This window comes from Chryseobacterium sp. POE27 (assembly GCF_039727685.1).
Classification (GTDB): Bacteria; Bacteroidota; Bacteroidia; order Flavobacteriales; family Weeksellaceae; genus Chryseobacterium.
The window spans coordinates 1354354-1374343 of record NZ_CP152475.1; the positions used below are offsets into that span (position 1 = coordinate 1354354).

16 protein-coding genes are annotated in these 19990 nt (G+C 38.1%); 8 read left to right on the forward strand and 8 right to left on the reverse strand.

The features are described 5' to 3' along the window. The first annotated feature begins 563 nt into the window (after positions 1–563). From AAHI02_RS06270 to AAHI02_RS06280, 3 genes are all read left to right on the forward strand, one after another. Positions 564–1379 carry a helix-turn-helix transcriptional regulator gene (locus AAHI02_RS06270; RefSeq protein ID WP_346985949.1) on the forward strand — a complete coding sequence of 272 codons (816 nt, stop codon included), beginning with the start codon at positions 564–566 and terminating at the stop codon, positions 1377–1379. An 80-nt stretch (positions 1380–1459) separates the two neighbouring features. Beyond that, the gene (locus tag AAHI02_RS06275) at positions 1460–1942 is read left to right on the forward strand and encodes a DUF6265 family protein (RefSeq protein WP_346985950.1); all 483 of its coding nucleotides are present in this window, start codon (positions 1460–1462) and stop codon (positions 1940–1942) included. A 69-nt stretch (positions 1943–2011) separates the two neighbouring features. Beyond that, positions 2012–3184, forward strand: a complete 1173-nt coding sequence (locus AAHI02_RS06280; protein WP_346985951.1) for a serine hydrolase domain-containing protein — start codon at positions 2012–2014, stop codon at positions 3182–3184. A 94-nt stretch (positions 3185–3278) separates the two neighbouring features. Here AAHI02_RS06280 and AAHI02_RS06285 read toward each other — a convergent pair whose 3' ends face one another. The 6 genes from AAHI02_RS06285 to AAHI02_RS06310 form a co-directional block, all read right to left on the reverse strand. Continuing rightward, positions 3279–3806 carry a YetF domain-containing protein gene (locus tag AAHI02_RS06285; RefSeq protein ID WP_346985952.1) on the reverse strand — a complete coding sequence of 176 codons (528 nt, stop codon included), beginning with the start codon at positions 3804–3806 and terminating at the stop codon, positions 3279–3281. A gap of 149 nt (positions 3807–3955) precedes the next feature. Further along, complete coding sequence (locus AAHI02_RS06290) at positions 3956–5623, reverse strand: serine hydrolase domain-containing protein (RefSeq protein ID WP_346985953.1); 1668 nt, start codon at positions 5621–5623, stop codon at positions 3956–3958. A gap of 330 nt (positions 5624–5953) precedes the next feature. Next, positions 5954–6658, reverse strand: coding sequence for a hypothetical protein (locus AAHI02_RS06295; RefSeq protein ID WP_346985954.1), 705 nt, complete (start codon positions 6656–6658; stop codon positions 5954–5956). 477 nt (positions 6659–7135) lie between these two features. Continuing rightward, positions 7136–7615 carry a hypothetical protein gene (locus AAHI02_RS06300; protein WP_346985955.1) on the reverse strand — a complete coding sequence of 160 codons (480 nt, stop codon included), beginning with the start codon at positions 7613–7615 and terminating at the stop codon, positions 7136–7138. A gap of 8 nt (positions 7616–7623) precedes the next feature. Continuing rightward, entirely contained in the window at positions 7624–7977 is a 354-nt protein-coding gene (locus AAHI02_RS06305; protein ID WP_346985956.1) for a VOC family protein, read from the reverse strand. A 51-nt stretch (positions 7978–8028) separates the two neighbouring features. After that, complete coding sequence (locus AAHI02_RS06310; protein WP_346985957.1) at positions 8029–8568, reverse strand: cyclic nucleotide-binding domain-containing protein; 540 nt, start codon at positions 8566–8568, stop codon at positions 8029–8031. Positions 8569–8740: 172 nt separating this feature from the next. Between AAHI02_RS06310 and AAHI02_RS06315 the strand changes: the two genes are divergently transcribed. The 3 genes from AAHI02_RS06315 to AAHI02_RS06325 all read left to right on the forward strand — a co-directional run bounded on the left by AAHI02_RS06315 (position 8741) and on the right by AAHI02_RS06325 (position 14036). Further along, a complete protein-coding gene (locus AAHI02_RS06315; protein ID WP_346985958.1) occupies positions 8741–9901 on the forward strand; it encodes a serine hydrolase domain-containing protein in 1161 nt (386 codons plus the stop codon). Positions 9902–10308: 407 nt separating this feature from the next. Next, a complete protein-coding gene (locus AAHI02_RS06320) occupies positions 10309–10833 on the forward strand; it encodes a DUF6252 family protein (protein ID WP_346985959.1) in 525 nt (174 codons plus the stop codon). A gap of 26 nt (positions 10834–10859) precedes the next feature. Beyond that, positions 10860–14036, forward strand: a complete 3177-nt coding sequence (locus AAHI02_RS06325) for a T9SS type A sorting domain-containing protein (protein WP_346985960.1) — start codon at positions 10860–10862, stop codon at positions 14034–14036. Between the two features lie 183 nt (positions 14037–14219). Here the strand turns inward: AAHI02_RS06325 and AAHI02_RS06330 are convergent, their stop codons facing one another. Beyond that, positions 14220–14834, reverse strand: a complete 615-nt coding sequence (locus tag AAHI02_RS06330) for an alpha-ketoglutarate-dependent dioxygenase AlkB (RefSeq protein ID WP_346985961.1) — start codon at positions 14832–14834, stop codon at positions 14220–14222. Positions 14835–14871: 37 nt separating this feature from the next. After that, positions 14872–15648: a helix-turn-helix domain-containing protein gene (locus tag AAHI02_RS06335; protein ID WP_346985962.1), complete on the reverse strand. Its 777-nt coding sequence runs from the start codon at positions 15646–15648 to the stop codon at positions 14872–14874. 62 nt (positions 15649–15710) lie between these two features. Between AAHI02_RS06335 and dinB the strand changes: the two genes are divergently transcribed. Next, the gene (gene dinB, locus AAHI02_RS06340; protein WP_346985963.1) at positions 15711–16856 is read left to right on the forward strand and encodes a DNA polymerase IV; all 1146 of its coding nucleotides are present in this window, start codon (positions 15711–15713) and stop codon (positions 16854–16856) included. 7 nt (positions 16857–16863) lie between these two features. Beyond that, positions 16864–19917, forward strand: coding sequence for a DNA polymerase III subunit alpha (gene dnaE / locus AAHI02_RS06345; protein WP_346985964.1), 3054 nt, complete (start codon positions 16864–16866; stop codon positions 19915–19917). Positions 19918–19990: the final 73 nt, after the last annotated feature.

Below are 19990 nucleotides of genomic sequence, written 5' to 3' on the forward strand. Positions count from 1 at the left end.
TCTTGCAAAGCAATACTGCTCATTTTTTCAGAGCTCTGAAAAAGATTTTATTTAATTGATTTTTAATCAATTGCGTCAATTGCTTTTGAAAAGAAAAGGAAGCGGAACGGTAATGAATTCAAGGTTGCTCAATTTTTGAGCCGCATTGACAAGACTCTGCTCAATTTTTACGCAGGTTACGAAAGAAGTTGCTTAATTTTTGAGCCAGGTAAACGTTTTGTGGTAACATTTTTGAGCAGGTTTTCAAAAAAGTGGCGCAATTTTTAAGCAGGGCTATGAAGATGCTTTACTTTCTTGGATACACTTCAGAAATATGGTTGCTCAAATTTTGAGCACACATTTAAATATCCTGCTCAATTTTTACGCAGGATTTGTGTTGGGTTGCTTATTTTTTGAGCAGGTTTTAAACTAACCTGTGCACATTTTACGCAGGTTTCCAGTTGACCTGTATTTAAATTAAGTAGGTTGATGATAGATTATCCATAAATCTCTTGTGTTAAGATTGCTTATATTTGATTTACTTTGAAGTTTTTTAAGTAGAATAATTTTTGTAAAGAAACCAAATGAATTACCAGACATTTGAACCGGATCGGAACTTAACAGCATTTATCAAATGTTATTGGACATTGGAAAGCCCGAAAGAAGAAACACCTGAAAAGCAAACCATCGTTCCTGACGGATGTATGGAGATGATCTTTCATTATGGCGATTTGTACAAACAATACTTGGATAATGGGAACAGCATTATCCAGCCCAGATGTTTTGTCATCGGACAACTGACACGGCCACTTGAGATCGAACCAACGGGCGAAACTGGGATTTTCTCCGTTCGTTTTCATCCGGAGGGATTTTTGCCTTTTACCACCATTCCGATAAAAGAGATGGAAAATACAGCCGTATCATTGGAAAAGCTGTTTGGAAAGGATGGGCAGGAAATTGGGCAACAGGTTTTAAATGCCAGTTCCACTTCGGAGAGAATAAAGCTTATTGAAATATTTTTACTTGATCAACTGACCGACATCGAAACCATTGATCGCATTGTCAAATCAACTGTTGAAACTATAATCACAGCCAACGGACAACTTTCGGTCGATGAACTGTCCCAGCTTACCCAAGTCAATCGAAGACAATTATTACGCAAATTTTCTGCAGCCATTGGCCTCAGTCCAAAACAATTATCCAGCACGATCCGATTGCAGGCTGCACTCAAAATGTTGCTGAGCGACCAGTTTTCCAACCTCGCAGAACTAGCTTACGAAAACGAGTATTACGATCAGGCGCACTTTATTAAAGAGTTTAAAGAATTTACCGGATCTACGCCCAAAGAATTTTATGGTACTCACTTAAAGATGTCCTCGCTTTTTTACGGAACGGATTAGACTTGTCCCATTTTTACAATTTTAGTTTTCAAAAACATCGCAACTTTGCCAAATGACAATTCATTCAATGAACTAAAACTATGAAAACAGGAGCAAAATTTTTTATTACGGTTGTTAGTTTGGCTATTCTTTATGCCTGGACAATAAAGTATAAAAATGATATTCAAAAAGCGGAATGGCTGATCGGTATCTGGGAAAATAAGACTCAGAAAGGCAGCATCTATGAAACCTGGACCAAATCAGGAGACAACGAATTTTCGGGGAAAAGTTATAGTGTAAAAGACAAAGATACGATTGTTTTTGAAAATATCCGGCTCGTGCAGGAAAATAAAAGGTTGTTTTATATTCCGGTCGTTAAAAATCAAAATGAGGGTTTGCCTGTTCGTTTTACTGCCAAAACTATTTCAGAAAATCAATTGGTCTTTGAAAATCCAGAGCACGACTTTCCGCAGATCATCGCTTACACAAAAATCACTTCCGATTCATTGATCGCCGAAATTTCAGGAACAAAAAACGGACAGAAACGCAAACAGACCTTCCCAATGAAAAGAGTGAAAAGATAAAAACGTAATTAATATTTTATTGTAGCTGATTATTATTTCGGATATTTGAGTGTTGGCTAATTAAAATTTATGGGAAATAATATTCACCTAAAAAGCTTCTTCTCATTTACCTTGTTGATCGTCTATTTGGGAATGATTTTCTCATGTTCGGCAACCAGACATTCTCAGAATGCAATTCTTCATACAACAGATCCACTGTATGAAGAAATTGAAACATTAGGTAATGAACTTACCATAAAGAATAATGTTCCCGGAGTTGCAGTAGCTGTGATCCGGGATGGAAAAGTTGCCTGGATACAGTCGATCGGTTATGCGGATCTTGCAAGCAAAAAACCTGTAACTTCTGAAACGATCTTTAATATTGGCTCCATCTCCAAGTTGATCTCTGCCTGGGGCTTTATGCAGCTCACGGAAAAAGATCTTATCAAACTGGACGATCCCGTTGATCAATATCTAACCCGATGGCATTTGCCGGAATCTGAATTTGACAGATTAAAAGTAACACTGAGACGGATCTTGAGCCATACTGCGGGACTCTCTGTACACGGTTACGGCGGATCAGACCAAGGAATACCACTGTTAAGTCTGGAAGAATCACTGAACGGGAAAACCAAACGCAATGGTGAAACCGTACATCTTATCAGCGAGCCGGGAACTAAATGGGACTATTCCGGGGGAGGTTACACTCTTGCACAACTGCTTCTGGAAGAGAGAACGAACCAGAGTTTTGCCACCTATATGAAAAATAGTATCTTCCTGCCACTTGGAATGAAAAATACCAATTATGAATGGACAGTAGAAATGATGGCTACATCAGCAACGGCATATGACGAGAATGGTAATCCTATAAAAAACCGGATCTTCACTGAAAAAGCAGCGGCAGGACTTCAGACCACGATCCAAGATCTGGCACATTTTGCAGAACTGTCTATCACACCTAATTCTCATCAATTGAATAAAGTCCTGAAGCCAGGCACCATCAAGTTAATGGAAACGCCTGTTCTTCCAAGTTCCAACGAAGGTGAAAGCGGGCTGGGATATCGTTTTATGAATTATGAAGGTTTCAGAACCATAGGGCACACCGGCGAAAATGTAGGCTGGAGTGCTGCTCTATTTTTGGATCTGCCAACGAAGAGCGGCATCATTGTTCTATGCAACGGATCCAATGGTGATCGGGTTTGGTTTCCGATTTACCAAAGCTGGCTAAAGACAATTAAGACGAAAAATAAATATTCAAAATAGTCCCTGCTAAAATGATTTTTTAATGAAGTAAAACTATTAAATATAAAATCAAATTGTCTCATAAAGACAATACTTCTTACAGAGCATCTATGTTTTATTGACCGTCAGGGATATCAAGATCCTCTAAAGAACTTTTACCGCCTGGACTATCCGATTTTTTGATGACACTGATCTCTCCATTGAGCTCGATGACAACTGCCAGAACATCATCTAACCTTTCAATTCCTTCCTGACGTACTACAGCGTTAATCTCATCAACTGTTATGGCCTCGGTGTTCATATTTTCTTTGAGGTATTTGCCTTTATAGAACAGTAAGCGTGGAGAGGAATTGATCAGATGTTCCATCTTATCAGATGTACTGGCCAATTTTGCGAACAGGTATTGTAAGGCTATTATCAGAAATAAGACCATTACACCTTCTGCCAAGGGAACCATTGCAAGCATCATATAGGCCAATGTGGAACCCAGAGCGACCGTGACCACAAAATCAAAAGCGTTGAACTTTGCCAAGGTCCTTTTTCCTGAGATCCTGATGAAAAGGAATAGAATAACAAAAGAGGCAATGGTCATCAACGCAACCTGTCCAAGCTTTTCCCAATTTTCAAATAGCAAATCTTCCATTTATTATCTTTACCATTAGTGTTGATAAAATAATGCCAGAAATGACCTGTAATGAAATGATTTTTACACAAATGTTTACGGTGTGATCTCTTTGGTCAAACTTGCTTTTCCAACTCTGAGTGAACAATGCAATATTAGCTGTTAATGTTTCATCTGTCTTTTCTAAAAGTCAAACCTGCAAAGTCAACCACTTGTTGATCATCTTTTTCAGAGATGCTAATAGTAAATCCTCCAAAGCCTGCATTTATGCCACACGTAACAGCATAGTTGGGTGCTATTATACGTAAAGGTATATGTCTGACACTACCAAATGTTGTAAGCTTCATGATCAAAACCTTGTCTTCCGATATATAAATTTCAACTTCTTTGAATTTTGTATCCCCGATCAGCATTTGATACCCGAAATGCCTGTATTTTCCTATTACTTTCTTCCACACGGAAAGATCAACTTTTTTGAGTTTTAGTCCGGATTCGTACTCACGATCGCCAATTCTCTGAAATAAAAATTTTTCGTTGTTAACTTTCTTGAAAACAAATCTTTTGTTGCTTCTTTCCACTAGGCTATCATTTGGAAATATTTCAACAGGCAGAAATTCATCCTTGGATAAAGGAGTGAGAAAATATTGTCTTTCCCCATCAATAAGTTTGAGGCGGTCTTTTTCCAAAATGACCTTTATATAACCTTCTTCTTGAGCATAATTACCTAGATGCCTTTTCAGGCTGTGCGGAGATAATTTGATCGGAGTTGAAGAACTATGGATCTTTCCTGTAATGGGAGCAGGAAACAGGTCGCTAATATTTAATTGGTACTTGTTCAGGAAACTGAAACAGAATTCTTCTGCAATTGAACCACCTTCTGCTGAGTTTGTCATTACAATTACCGCAAATTTGCTTTTGGGGATCAATAGAAGTTTTGCTTGTGCAAAGCCGGCACTTCCTGCGTGATACACAGCAAAATTGGAATCATTTTTAAACATAAACCAGCCTAGACCCTTTTTGTTAGTTTCGATAGGCACATTTTGATTTTGAATTGAAAACATTTCACGGATAGTCGAGGAATCGATTATCGAGGAACTTTCTCCGTTATAAGCTTTCATCAGGTCAATTGCATATTTGGAAAAATCGTTTATGTTGGTATAGATTCCTCCTGATGCAATATCCCGCAATTCATATTCTTCCATTTCATTTCCACCCAGATAGATCTTCGAACGATATTTTAAACGATCCATTGCAAATCCGGATCGGCTCATGCCAAGCGGAGCAAAAATATTTTGATGGACATAGGCCGCATAATCCTGTTTGCTTACCGCTTTCACCAAGCTTCCTAAAATATTGTAACCTGCATTCGAATACAGGCCCACCATACCTGGCAGATAGGTAATATAGGTATCATTGATATAACCTAATACGTCTGTGTACTTTCCGGATCCCAGATCTGAATTCTTCCAGATGTCGGGTTGAATGCCTGATGTATGGATAAGAACGGATCTGACCGTAATATCTTTTATGTCGATGTTTTTTGTTTTAGGCTTGAAATCGGTCAGATAGCTGTTTAATGGATCGTTTATATTTAATAGCCCTTTTTGCTGAAGCTGCATCACACTTAACGAAGTAAATGTTTTGGTTATTGAGCCTATATTGACAACCGTATTGGTCGTCATAGGCACGTTGTTCTTTTTATCTGCATATCCAAATCCATTTGACCAGATCACTGAATCATTGACGATGATCGCAGCACTTAAACCAACGATGTTTTTGTTTTGCTGTAGATTCTTATTAAAGAATTCGTCAGATGATCGTATGAGCGTCTTGGTCATACTTAAACCGGTATCTGTCTGTGCTTCGCTCTTTGAAAAAATAAAAAGCACAAAAAGTATAATTGATGATCTACGTAATTTTTTGAATGGCATCTTTATTCAGGTTTCGGCGGTTTTACAATAACAACTAACGTTTCGGGTATTGCCGACGGAGGTCATCGAAATACGAATGGTGAACTTTGCACCAATGTCCGATCGAAGCCATTCCAGTCTTGCTTTTGGGAATACCTTGTTAGTTACAGATTTTATTTATTCTCAATCTTTTCCAAGCTAATTATAATTTTTTCATCTTTAGGAAGTAAATATTCTAAACGAACAAACCCCAATTGTTCATTGAAATACGATGTTAAAAAAGCTTTCCCAATTTTTTGAGGAACAATTCGATCTTGTTTCAATTGTATTTACGATACCAGATGGTAATATGATCTTTTTATCTTTTAACGTGTTTTCATAAACACATTTCAAGTTTAGTTTACCTTTCCAGGTAATGTCTTTTAATTCTTTCCAATGTTCACCAATTTCTAAATTCCATTTGTATTTTTTAGACTCATTAGGTTTTACGTATGGAAATGGTGAAAATTGTAATATTTGGAAAGCATTCATTCGGAAAGGATGCAACCAGACATTTGTACTGTTTTCTATAACACCGGTAAGCTCACTGGTTATTGTTTTTTTATCGGAATTTAAATGAGATAAAATAATTTCTGTCTGACTATAATCCGGATGGTCTTGGAATATCGGGCCTTTTGCTTTCAGTGTTTTGATACTCAATAGATCGATTGCTTTATCATCTTTTGAATCATATTTTATCAGTGAAAAAACACTGTCATTGTCAATTTTATATTTCAATGTATCATTTCCTTTAACTATCTGATACGTATAAAAGTATTCTTTATTGGATAAATATATCTTATTATCATAATTATAAGGATTTTCATTTTCATTATTTTGTGGATCCTCAATAAAAATACATTTAGATGAAATGCAAGAATTCAGTAAAATTATTAGACCCAAAAAGCTGATCGACCTTATCATTTCAGATATGTATAGTGTTTGTATTAGCTTGCAGATAATGGAAAAAGTATGGACGAAGTGCCTGAAGGAGACTTCCGATGAGCAGTCAAATCAACATTATTATTCTCATAACTATTTGTTTTTGAAGGTTTCAAATTCAAATATAGTTATTTAAAGAAGCAGAATAGGGAAAAAGTGAATTAAAGCGTACGAAATTACCCATCGTCAATTTTTTGCTCAATTAACTACTTTTAGAAGTGCGGGCAAAAATGAAGGAAAGGTCCAGTTTCAACCAAACGAGGCCAATGCTTTTTCAATGCAGTGAAATTACAGAAAGAAACTGTAATTGAAAAGTAGTCGCGACCAAATATTATAAATAGTATAACTTTGATTTAAACCCTGCATTTTGCCGATACAATATTAATAATTTTAATAATGTTAGAATAATTTTGTAGAGAAAGACCTTTACAAATAGAGAATAAGAGTGTAAATAGGGTTCTATTTTTCCATGCTCGTTATCTTATCCAATATTTGCTTTTTCCTGTTCTCTAAAGTTCCGCTTACTTCCAGAATTTCGTTGCTGAAATCTCCGATCCAATCTTCTAAAATATCATTTACTTCCTGTCTTAGATTCGGCAGATCCGATCCCTGACAAACTATTAGATCAAACTTTTTTTCTATGGGAACAAAAACCAAGAGGTCGATCTCAGCAATTACCATAGCCATCTCTTCGTAGAGGGCGGATATATCTTTCTTTTTGTCAACCGCATAAACATACGTCAAAAGGTCTAATGGACAACGGTCAAAAATCACACTTTCTCCACTATTTTGTAGTTGTTCTACAGAAAAATTGAATTGTTCCATATAATCATCCAATGTCGGTATTTCTGAAAACAGATAACCTTCCTCCTCAAGTTGTAAGTAAGGTTCATTTATAAATTCATGATCAGATAAACTATCGGCGATCTCTTCCGCCAAAGTTGTTTTTAATTCATTGCTTCTCCAAAAGTTAGCAAATTACTATCAGGGTCAAGAATAGAAAATTCTTTTTGTCCCCAAGGTTTTTCCGCTAAATTTCCATTGGGATGTATTGGAACTTTATTTTCGATGAAAGTATTGTACAAATTTTCAATGGATGTTGTCCGGATATAGACCTGTCCATAATTTTCGTCCGGAACAAGGTTTTTAAATTCAAAAAAATGCAATTGCAGACCATCTTTCTGTAGCATTAGGTAATGATCAAATTCATTTCCGAAAACGGTGAAGCCTAATTTTTTATAAAAATCTAAAGTCAATTCTTTTTGCGTCATTGGCAATTTTTCAATAATATCAGTAATCATTTTTTTCTTTCAAATGTCTATAATTAATCTCGAAGCAACACTTGATTGAAATCAAAAAATCACATTAGCCCTTACCAGGCTCAACGTTTCCTGGCGCATTTTCAAATAAGAAGCAATCATATTCAAAGGAAAGATTTTAATAATTTGAGGTTTGTTTTTAAGAAGGTAATTATATTTTTCAGTCGGATTCAGATTGCTGTCATAAATATGAATTTTAGCAGACAGCGAATTAAAGATCTTATTGAGCTGCAAAAAGTTTTGAGAAATCGAAATCAGTTTGTGTAAGCTTTCCAGTTTTAGCTCTACAACTTCAGATTTAGCAAATGCCTTTATAATGATATTGGATGGAATTTGATTCGTCAAACTATCAAAATTGAACACCCAATCATTCTGAATATTCAGATCAATAATTTTTTCTTCATCTTCAATCTTTTGAACTTGAAAAAGAGCTCCGGTTTTAATAAAGAAAATTGATTTTGAAATTTCACCTTCGGAAAGAAGGATTTCATTTTTTTCGATGGTTTTGATTTCAATATTTCGATTAAACAATTGAACTTCAAAATCTGAAAAAACGCCCAGGCTTTTTAACATTTTCTAATAATTAGCTATTGATTATCAAATTTAAACAATAATCAATTCTCTTCAATCTCCTTTAGTCTATTATTTGGCTCAGACTGATGCGATCGTCGTAAGAATAAGGATATAATGTAACAAATTGATTATTACGATTGTCATTATTATAATGAACCAATAAATATTTCAAATGAAAAAGTCATTTCAGGTCATCAAGATTGTATTACTTCTTTTTGCAGTATTATTTTCAAAACAGATGATCGCTCAATTACCGGCGACTGATAATCAATTAAGGACGCCTTTGGATTCATTGGTTCAGCGTTCCGTTTCTACTTTTATGCAGAATAATTCAAGAGTCGGTATTTCAGTAGGTATCATAAAAAATGGTAAGAAGTTTATCTATAATTATGGCTCAACCGAAAAAGATAAGCAGGATCTTCCGACAGAACATACCATATACGAACTAGCTTCCATTACCAAGACATTCGGTGCTACGCTACTGGCAAAGGCCGTTCTTGATAAAAAGGTAAACCTGAATGATGATATCAGAAAATATCTGAAGGAAGATTATCCTAACTTGGAATATAACGGAACACCGATCACTTTGCTGAATTTGGCCAATCTTACATCGGGACTACCCAATTGGATGCCGGATAAAGATATCTTTGGCAAAGCTGATCCGGATGCTATACCTTATATTTTAGATTCTGTCCACACGATTTACAGCAGACAGGATCTCTATCGGGATCTTCATCAGGTGAAATTAAAAGTGCTGCCGGGAAGCATATCGAAGCATTGTAATACTGCAGCACAGTTGCTGGGATATATAATGGAGCGTGTTTATAATGATAATTACGAAAATCTTCTGAAAAAATATCTTGCAAAGCCATTAAAGATGAAAAATACCTATCTGCTGAAATCCGGAGAAGCCCCGTTAAAAATGGCAAAGGGTTACGACGGCAAAGGGCGAATAATGCCGGTGATCGATTGGGAAGACCTTAGAGTGGCAGCCAGCATCGCGTCTTCCACTTCGGATATGTTGAAATATATGGTATTTCAATCGAATGAAAAAGATCCTGTGGTATCTCTGAGTCATCAGCCTACTTTTGGCAAGATCGAGGATGGTGCCGTTGCGCTTAACTGGAAAGTAAAAATAACAGAAGATGGCAGGAGAAGCATCTCACATACAGGAGGAAGCCTTGGATTCAGCAGCTATATGGTTTTTTATCCTGACTTGAATTCCGGTATTGTTCTATTGTCAAATGAAGCAGACCAAGAAACCCAAAATGAACTGATTAATTTGGCAGATAAGATAATGGTTCCTACAACGCACGGATCAACCGGAAAGTAAGGTTTATCCTTGGTCCCCATAGGAAATCTGGATTTAGCAATCCTGTGCTCTCAATGTTCCCTGAAGATCTCCCTAGGAAGGGACAGGCTGTATTTATTTTGATGATGATCTTTTCCTGAAATCAAAATTTCTGGTTATGCAAAATTGAAACGAGGCTAAATGAGACTATTATGATCATGTTGATTGGACTAATCGAATATTTATGTATATCAAATACTATTCATAATTCTAGCATACCTTAATGACGCATTAGCATAATTCATCATATTTGATTAAGTGAGGGAAAGTATTAAATAAAGTAAGGGGGGTTAGCCAAAGACGAAAGTTATCAAACATCACAAAAATTTGTGGATAAATGAAAATTTGTTTAAATTACAGCTTCTTAATAACCACGAAATTACACCCTTATGAAAAATTTACTTTTTCTTGCCCTATTATCAATAGGCCTTCTCTCTTCCTGTAAAGATGATAACCAAGATTCAACTGTATTACCCGAAGCAACACAATCCGGTAAAAACACGGCCGGAGCTATAATAAATGGTAAAGTATGGGTAGCTACCACAAAAAAAATTAACCAACCTGGTACTTACTGTGAAAATTCAGGTAATAGAACTAATATAAATTTAGAGCTACGACAGATTGAAAATCAAGGTAGAAATTCAATAAGTATCACAGCAATTATAGAGGATCTGGAATTGAACAAGATTTATCCTCTATCAGAAGATCCGGATACGGGTTACAAATTCGCAATCTATACGGATAATAATCTGGTAAATTATGGTACCAACTCTACTAACACAGGTACAATTAAAATAACCAGACTTGATCTACAAAACCAGATCGTTTCGGGAATTTTTGAATTTAAAGCTGTAAATAATAATGGCAATGTCATTACAGTAACAGAAGGTCGATTCGATAAAAAATTCGATTAATAATCAAACTTAAAAAACAATAACCTATGAGAACAAAATTACGTATTTTGGCAGCATTCCTATTGCTGTCAGAGCTTCTGCTTGGACAAATCCAAGTCACTCAACAACTTGTAGTACAGCCGAGTGACCCTGTTGATCCGGCACTTGCATCTACACTTTTATTGCCTTTTTCAGAACTGGACAAGACAAAAATACAGACGGGCTTACTACTGGATGCAGGAATAGAATTTGCGGATCTTAAGAAATATAACGGAACTCCTACGGATAGCTCATTTACCACATCTAAAACTATCAATGATATTTACGGATCGTTGGTTATGAGTAAAATATCGTCTAATGGCAGCACTCTTAAATCTCCCGCTGACTTTCAAAGTGAATGGTTCCAGGCACAGACAATCGATTTGCTGCCGGTGGGGGGAACATATTTCAAATACAATCAATTTTCAGAAAGCAATCAAACTGCTTTTAAAAATATGGCCCCTAATCTGCCTACGGAGAGATCGACTAATATTTCTACAGGCTCTCTGACGTTAACGCCTCAAAATAAAATCTTAGATGTTTACGTAAATAACGTCTGGCAAGATCCTTATGAGATCAACAAAGTTTTTGCAATGGCCCCAATTGCTAATAGTCACAATAAACTACATTTCAATGTCGTTTTTCCACCTACTTTATTTCTAAGTAATTACAATAGCGAGATTTCAAACCTGGAAGTCAGATTCTCCGATGCCGCAAACTTTCAGACGGTAACATTGGGGCAGATGATACCGGTTAGTTATCCTTCGGCCGGGGATTACACCTGGACATATAAGCTTACTTTAACCAATGGGCAAATACTTTATTCAAAGAACAAATTTTCAGTTACTGGGGATTTGGAAAAATACGTAGATATAACCGGCAATGGACAAGCTATTGCTGCTACAGCTAACGTGTCAGGTAACAATTACTGGAAGGTACAACTGGAAACTTATCAGTACTTTATTCCTTTTCCGCCCACAGTTGTGAATAAACCCAAACTTACATTATATATTAAACTTCGGGATGGGCAGACCCAGATCACAAAACCTTTTATTGTAGCTGAAGGTTTTGATACCGGCCATATCACGGCGCCCAGAGAGGAAACAGGTGATAACAATATAGAAGACTTTCTGACAACAGGAGGAATGAATGGCTATTTTAAAACGTATTTGGAAGGTAACTACGATATTATTTATGTGGATTGGGGTGTTGGCACAGATTATATTCAAAACAATGCTGAACTCTTAAAAAAAGCGATCAGATGGGTAAATCAAAATAAAGTTGGAAACGAGAAGAATGTCGTTTTAGGGCAAAGTATGGGAGGTCTGATCGCTCGATATGCGCTAAAGGATATGGAGGATAAAGGTGAAAACCACGATACAAAATTATTCATTTCGCATGATTCTCCCCATTTGGGGGCAAATACACCTTTAGGAATTCAATATATGCTTAGAAACGTTTCAAAAACGTTTCTACGGTCACCGATCGTTGCTGGATTGAACTATGTTTTTTCACCTATATTTACTGGTGGTGCTCCTGTAAGCGACATTCTTACGATTGCCGATACCCCCGCTTCCAGGCAAATGTTGATCAATTATGTTAATAGTAGCTATAATATTGATAATTCCGTTCACAACACCTGGCAGGCAACTTTAAAGGCGAAAGGTTATCCTCAATTGACCAGAAATGTGGCAATTTCAAATGGAAGCGAGTGCGGTACAGACCAAAATATTCAGGACCTGGTCACAATGCACCATAATAGTAAAGGGTGGTTTATGGATTTTATTGGTGCTTTGATTGGTGGAGTAACATTAGATCCGGTTCAGGTAATACTTTCAGTTGTTCCGGGAAAATCCCGCTATTACTATGATTTTGTTGCTCGACCAATGTCTAATATCAATGAGTCAAAACAGTTGTATTATGGAAAGATAGTGTACAAAAAAGACATTTTATGGGTTATCCCGGCTCAACATACCTTACTTTCCGGAAGCAGAAATCAGCCATCGAATGTTCTTCCAATCGATAAATATGGTGGTGGTAAATATAGATTTCCGACTTCTTCACTTCCTGAATGGCTGGGAAATCATATTACAGCAACTGATTTTTCCTTTGTTCCCACACCCAGTGCCTTGGATTACAATTTTGGAAATACAACGCTTACAGAAAATGAATATCAGAAAACTTTTTCACCGGTAGACGATGCCAGTTATATCCCTTTTGCAAACTTTGTTGCGGAAGAGATAGGGAGTTATTACGGAGAAAATACAAGCCATATCTTTTTTAGTCCAAGAAATAAGCAGTTTATTCTCAATCAATTCTCAGATGCCACTAAAGATCAAAAATTAACTACCGCTTTTTTGTGCGGAAGCAAAGTAAAAATTGGCGGTGATGCACTATTGTGTGGTAATAGTACTACAACTTACACAACAGGTTTTGCACCAACCATCCAATGGTCGATATTAAATGGCTCTAACCTTATTGATATTACCGGTCCTACTAACCAACCGCAAATCTCACTTACTCCTAAAGCAAATGCAAGCGGTTTACTGAAGCTACAAGCATATCTTGCTGGTGGTGGGGCAAGCAATACGGTTACCAAAGAAGTTTGGATAGGAAAACCTATGTTTAGTGTGTCCCAGATCAACAATCCCAATTACTATAATGAATCTCACTTCTATTTAAGTAATAGTAATGCAACACCTGTCGGTAACGAGCAGGGAATCACACAGGTAACTTGGACAAAATTATCGTCCAATCCACAATATGGGGTATCGCTCCATACATATAGTAACCAATTTGAAGGATTTGCAAGTGGACCAAATAACAATTGGACGATGGAAGTTAAAGTAGAAGCAACCAATGGATGTGGAACATCTACTCAAACAGTAACTATTACACCTCCGCCAGCGGCACCATGTGAAACATTTTCTGTTACAAAGACCGATAGCTCATCTAATACCTATGTTGTATTGAAATATATTGAACCTCCTTGTGTTTCAGGGAAAACTGTAATATCGAAACAAGGAGATCAGTATCAGATAACTGTTGCCAACAGCATGGGAACCATTGTAATTTCCAAAGCAGGAGACTCTTTCGATCTGCAGAGTTTTCCGACAGGAATGTATGTAGTAAATATTTCAAAAGACAATCAAACCTTAGTTAATCAAACGATTATTAAAAATTAGTTTTAACATTGATAGTCATAAAGCAGGAAGATTCGGTCTTCCTGCTTTTTTTTATATTAAATTCCTAAGCATTGTTATTTCGATTTGTATTGTTACAGGCTCTCTTATACTTCTTATCTCCATGCGAACTATACATTGGCAAATATATTCCAGGTTATTTGTCATAGTTGATCAGAAATATGGTCATAGTCCACTGATTAACCTAAACGTCAAATTGATTCTTTCTTTCATTGGAATAGTTGATTTTGCAATCCTGTGCTCCCAATGCTCCTGTAGATCACCTTTCATAATCAATAATGAACCGTGAGGAAGGGGCAGGCTGTATTTGCTTAGGTGATGGTCTTTTTTCCTGAAATCAAAGTTTCTAGTCTGTCCGAGACTGATCGATGCAATGATCGGTCTTTTACCATAGCGACTCTCCTTATCCCTGTGCCAGGCCACTGAATCATTGTTATCACGGTAAAGATTAAGCAGTACCCCATTAAACTGATAGCCGAACTCTTTTTCAATTCTTTCTTTCAGGGAAAACAATTCGGGCGTCCAGCTATTGATACCTGAAGTATTATTATCAGCCGTATCATAAGATCTGCTGTGATCTCCGTGCCACGCTGTCAAACGAGGTGTGATCAACGTCTTGTCATACATTTTTTGAGTACGTTGCTCCCAAGGTGTAGAATGAAGAAGTTCATCTTTTAAAAGGTCAGCTTCTTCCCTGCTCAAAAAATGTTCTCTGAACTCCAAAAGGTCCTTCGGAAATTCATACAATTCTTCGGAATCAAATAAACTTAGCTGGGTCATAATTAACTCTTTTTTTTAGCTTCTACTTAAAATGGATTTATTCCCTGTCTCCCATCCTTTCCTTGATATGCCTGATATCAGATTTGATCTCTGCTATGAAATTCTGCATATTCCGTTCTGAAAACTCACCAGGTTCGTATTCTTTTGTACTGATGCTGCAGGCAAATTCCCAGATCTCTCTGATCTCAGCAAGGGGAATCTTATAAGGTTCATAAAAACTATTGTCAGCCTTCACCCAGATGCCGTCTGCTTCATGGAACTGGAATCTTTTATAGCTGATCCCATCATTGATGGTGATGAAAACGTAGGTCTTGTCCGTTTTCAGATCGGAAAGATTTTCTACATATTTTCCTACGATGTAGGTTCCGTTCTTATACGGAGGCATCGAATCGCCATCAGCAGGAAATGCCCTGAACTTACCTCCCTTTAAGAACGGTAATGATATGGTATCCAGACCTTCTATATACTCCGGATCACTGTAGCCGTTCAGATATCCCATGGAAGCCTTTTGCGGGATGATCTCGATCTGGTCATTTCCTTCATGGTCTACTTTAATTGGTAAAACGATCCTGTTATCGGGAAGTTCCACAAGCTCATCAATGGAATATTTGCTGACATTGATGCTTAGTAGCAGGTCGATACTGGCATTGTAATATTTTGATATTTTAAGAAGGATCTCAAGAGGTGGTTCCGTTGCACCATCCTCATATTTCGCATACCTGCCGCGGGTGATCGAAAGATGGTCCGCAACCTTCTGTTGTGAGAGATTCAGCTTCCCTCTCAGATACCGCATGTTTTCTGACAAAATTGACATTGCTATAATTTATAGCAACAAATATAAACATTTTTGATACAAAACGTAATAATTTTGTCGACATGAATCGCGCAATTGCCCATATGGACCTGGACACATTTTTCGTCTCTTGTGAGAGACTGAAGAACACTGACCTTGTTGGAAAGCCGCTTATAATCGGCGGAGGTGACAGAGGTGTTGTCGCATCATGTTCTTATGAGACCAGATATTTTGGGGTAAGAAGCGCTATGCCGATCAAGATGGCACTTCGGCTTTGTCCTGAAGCAAAAGTCATCAAAGGTGATATGGAGATGTATTCCAATATGTCACATATGGTGACCGAGGTTATCCAGGAAAAGGTCCCTGTATTGGAAAAGGCAAGTATCGACGAGTTCTACCTTGACCTTTCCGGCATGGACAAGTTCTTCGGCTGTTATCAATGGACCACCGAAATTGCAAATGCTGTCAGAAAAAACACAGGACTACCTATCAGCTTTGCTTTATCCACCAATAAGACCGTTTCAAAGATCGGGACCGGGGAATCTAAGCCCATCGGGAAACTTGAAATTCCGGAACAGAACATCAAGCCGTTTCTGAATCCGCTTTCCATAAAGAAGATCCCAATGGTCGGAAATGTCACTTTTCAGCTCTTATCCAGGTTGGGCGTCAGAACCATCGAGACCTTATCGGAAACACCCGTTGAAGTTCTGCATCAGCTGATCGGCAAGAACGGAGAAGAACTCTGGAAGAAGGCCAACGGCATCGATGAGTCACCTGTTCTACCCTACTCGGAAAGGAAATCCATCTCAAAGGAAAATACATTTTCCTACGATACCATCGATATCAACGGAATAAAGAGCATATTGTCAGGAATGGTGGAACAGTTATGTTTCCAGCTCCGTCAGGAGAAGTGGCTGACCTCTACTGTGGTTATAAAGATCCGATACTCCAACTTCGACACGGAGACCAAGCAATGCAGGATACCTTACACGTCTTCCGATCATACATTGCTCAGGTATGCATTAGAATTATTTGATAAAGTGTATTCCAGGAGGATGCGGATCCGACTTATCGGTGTCAAGTTCACCGGTCTGGTACATGGCTGTCACCAGATGGACCTGTTTGAAGATACTGAAGAGCTTATCAGTCTTTATCAGGCGTTGGACAAAATTAAAATGAGATTCGGTTCAGACAGCGTAGGAAGAGCTTCAGGATTTTTAAACCTATAAAATCACGATGTTCATCAATTGTCATTCTTTCCACAGTTTACGTTATGGTACCATTTCCATAAAAGAATTGGTTCAGCAATGTGTTGACCTGGGAATCGGTGTGGCTGCTTTGACCGACATCAATTGTATTTCAGGTATCTATGATTTTCACAGGTTATGCGAGAAAAACAATATCAGACCGGTAGTAGGTGTAGACGTTAGAAATGATAACAAACAGCATTACATCTGCCTGGCAAAAACCCATTCAGGTATTGGTGAAATCAACAGGCTTTTGACAAGCAACAATTGCGAAGGGATCGATCTTCCACTTCATCATCCTGATCTGACTGACGTATTTGTCATCTATCCACTCAGCAATTATCCGGATAAGCTGAACAGAAACGAATTCATCGGGATACGCCCTGAAGAGATCAATCTTTTGATCAATCCGATTTTGAAAAAGTATCTGCCCCGAATGATCATTTTACAACCTGTGACCTTTACGACAAAGACAGAGTATACGCTACATAAGATCCTGCGTGCCATCGACCGGAATACGCTGGTCACAAAGCTTGAAGAAAATGATATATGCGGACAAAACGAAAAACTGACTCCAACTGATGAGCTTGTAAAAAAATACCAGCATTATCCGCAAATTATTGAAAACACCAGGCAATTGCTGGAACAATGCCATTTCGATTTTGATTATCAGACCCCGAAAAACAAAAAGAACTTTACAGAAAGTAAAGACAGCGATATAAAGCTTTTGAAGGAACTTGCATACAAAGGGTTCACCAAGAGATATCCTGATGATGACGGAAAGGCTAAAGCACGGATGGATAAGGAGCTTAATGTCATTGACCAACTGAACTTCTGTGCTTACTTTTTGATCACCTGGGACATTATTCAGTACAGCAACCAGATGGGATTTATGCACGTCGGTCGCGGAAGCGGCGCCAATAGTATTGTGGCCTACTGCCTTGGCATAACGGACATATGCCCGTTAGAGCTTGACCTCTATTTTGAGCGATTCCTGAATCTGAACCGTAAGACACCACCTGATTTTGACTTGGACTGGAGCTGGCAGAACCGGGATGCGATCTTACAATATATCTTTGAAAAATATGGCAAAGACCATGTCGCATTTTGCGGAACTAACGTTGAGTTCAAATACAGATCTATTTTCCGTGAGGTGGGGAAAGCATTCGGTCTTCCCAAAGAAGAGCTGGATGAACTGGCTACCAAATCTATTGAACAGCATGATATTAATTCCGTATCAGCAATGGTTCACAAATACGGAAAGCTTTTAGAGAAATTTCCCAACCAGAGAAGTATGCACCCTTGTGGAATTTTAATCTCTGAAGAACCCATCACCAATTACTCCGCATTGGAAATGCCTCCGAAAGGATTTCCGATCGTCCAGTTCGATATGCACATAGCTGAGGAAATCGGTCTTGAAAAATTCGACATCCTTTCGCAACGGGGACTGGGAACCATCAAAGATACCGTCAACTTAATTGAAGAAAAACGAGGCATCAAGATCGACATACGGGATGTCAGTTTATCAAAAGATGAACAGAGATGCAATGAATTTTTGAGCAGGGGAAAAACGATCGGTTGCTTCTATATCGAAAGCCCGGCTATGCGCGGACTGCTCCGAAGATTAAAATGTAACAATTATAAAGTATTGGTAGCGGCGTCATCCATCATACGCCCGGGCGTGGCACAAAGCGGAATGATGAAGGAATATATCTTTCGCCATAACAATCCCGATCAGTTTGAATATTTTCACCCTGTTTTTGAAAAAGAACTGGGAGAGACCTACGGCATTATGGTCTACCAGGAAGATGTCATAAAGATCGCCCTTCATTTCGGAGGGCTATCCCCTGCCGACGGTGATGTCTTACGCCGGGCGATGAGCGGAAAAGGACGTTCCCTATCCGCACTCCAGAAAGTCAAAGACCATTTCTTTGAATCCTGTAAATCCCTTGGTCATCCTGAGCAGCTTTCCAAAGAGGTCTATCGGCAGATAGAATCCTTTGCGGGCTATTCATTCTGCAAAGCACACTCTGCATCCTATGCCGTAGAGAGCTACCAAAGCCTTTATCTGAAAGTTTACTACCCTATTGAGTTTATGGTCTCAGCGATCAATAACGGCGGCGGCTTCTACAGAACAGAGGTATATGTTCACGAAGCGAAAATGTCAGGTGCAACTATATTAAACCCCTGTGTCAATCTAAGTGAATACCAGACCACGGTTTACGGAACTGATGTTTATTTGGGGCTGATGCATATTGAAAAGCTTGAAAGCAAAATTGCAGTTTTAATTCCTGAAGAACGAAAAAACAATGGTGATTACATATCATTGGAAAACTTTGTCAAAAGGATCCCTATTGGAATTGAGACCTTACAGACATTGATATTCATAGGAGCATTCCGGTTTACCGGAAAGCAAAAGCACGAATTATTAATTGAAGCACGGTTTCTTCTTGCGGGAAATAGACCGACCTTCAAATACGTGACGTTGTTTGAAGAACCGCAAAAAGAATATACCCTTCCGATAGTACAAAGACATCCTTTGGAAGATGCATTTGACGAGATCGAGATTCTTGGATTTCCGGTTTCAGTAAGTCCATTCGAATTATTACAAACCCAATACAGAGGCAGCGTGATGTCCAAAGATTTAAAAAAATACCACAAAAGACAGGTCAAGATGCTGGCCTACCTGATATCCCGAAAGCACGTTCCCACCAAGAGAGGCACTATGTTTTTCGGGACGTGGATCGATGCAGAGGGTGAGTATTTTGATACAGCCCACTTTCCTGATAACCTGTCACAATATCCTTTCCAAGGCGGCGGATGCTACCTATTGTTGGGAACTGTAGAAGTAGACTTTCACTTTCCCACCATTACCATTTTAAAAATGGCAAAAATGCCCTTTATTCCGGACCCTCGATACACATTAGATAAAGACAAAGCTTACGATGCATACAATAATATCCGGGAAGATGTCAGTATGACTTCCAGAAAGCCTTATCCGCAGGAACACGAGATAGGGATCCCAAGAAGGAAGATGAGTTGAATAACTTGAAATCTTACTCTATCGTTTACAGCATAATTTTTTTAATTTATCTGACCCTTATATGAAATATATT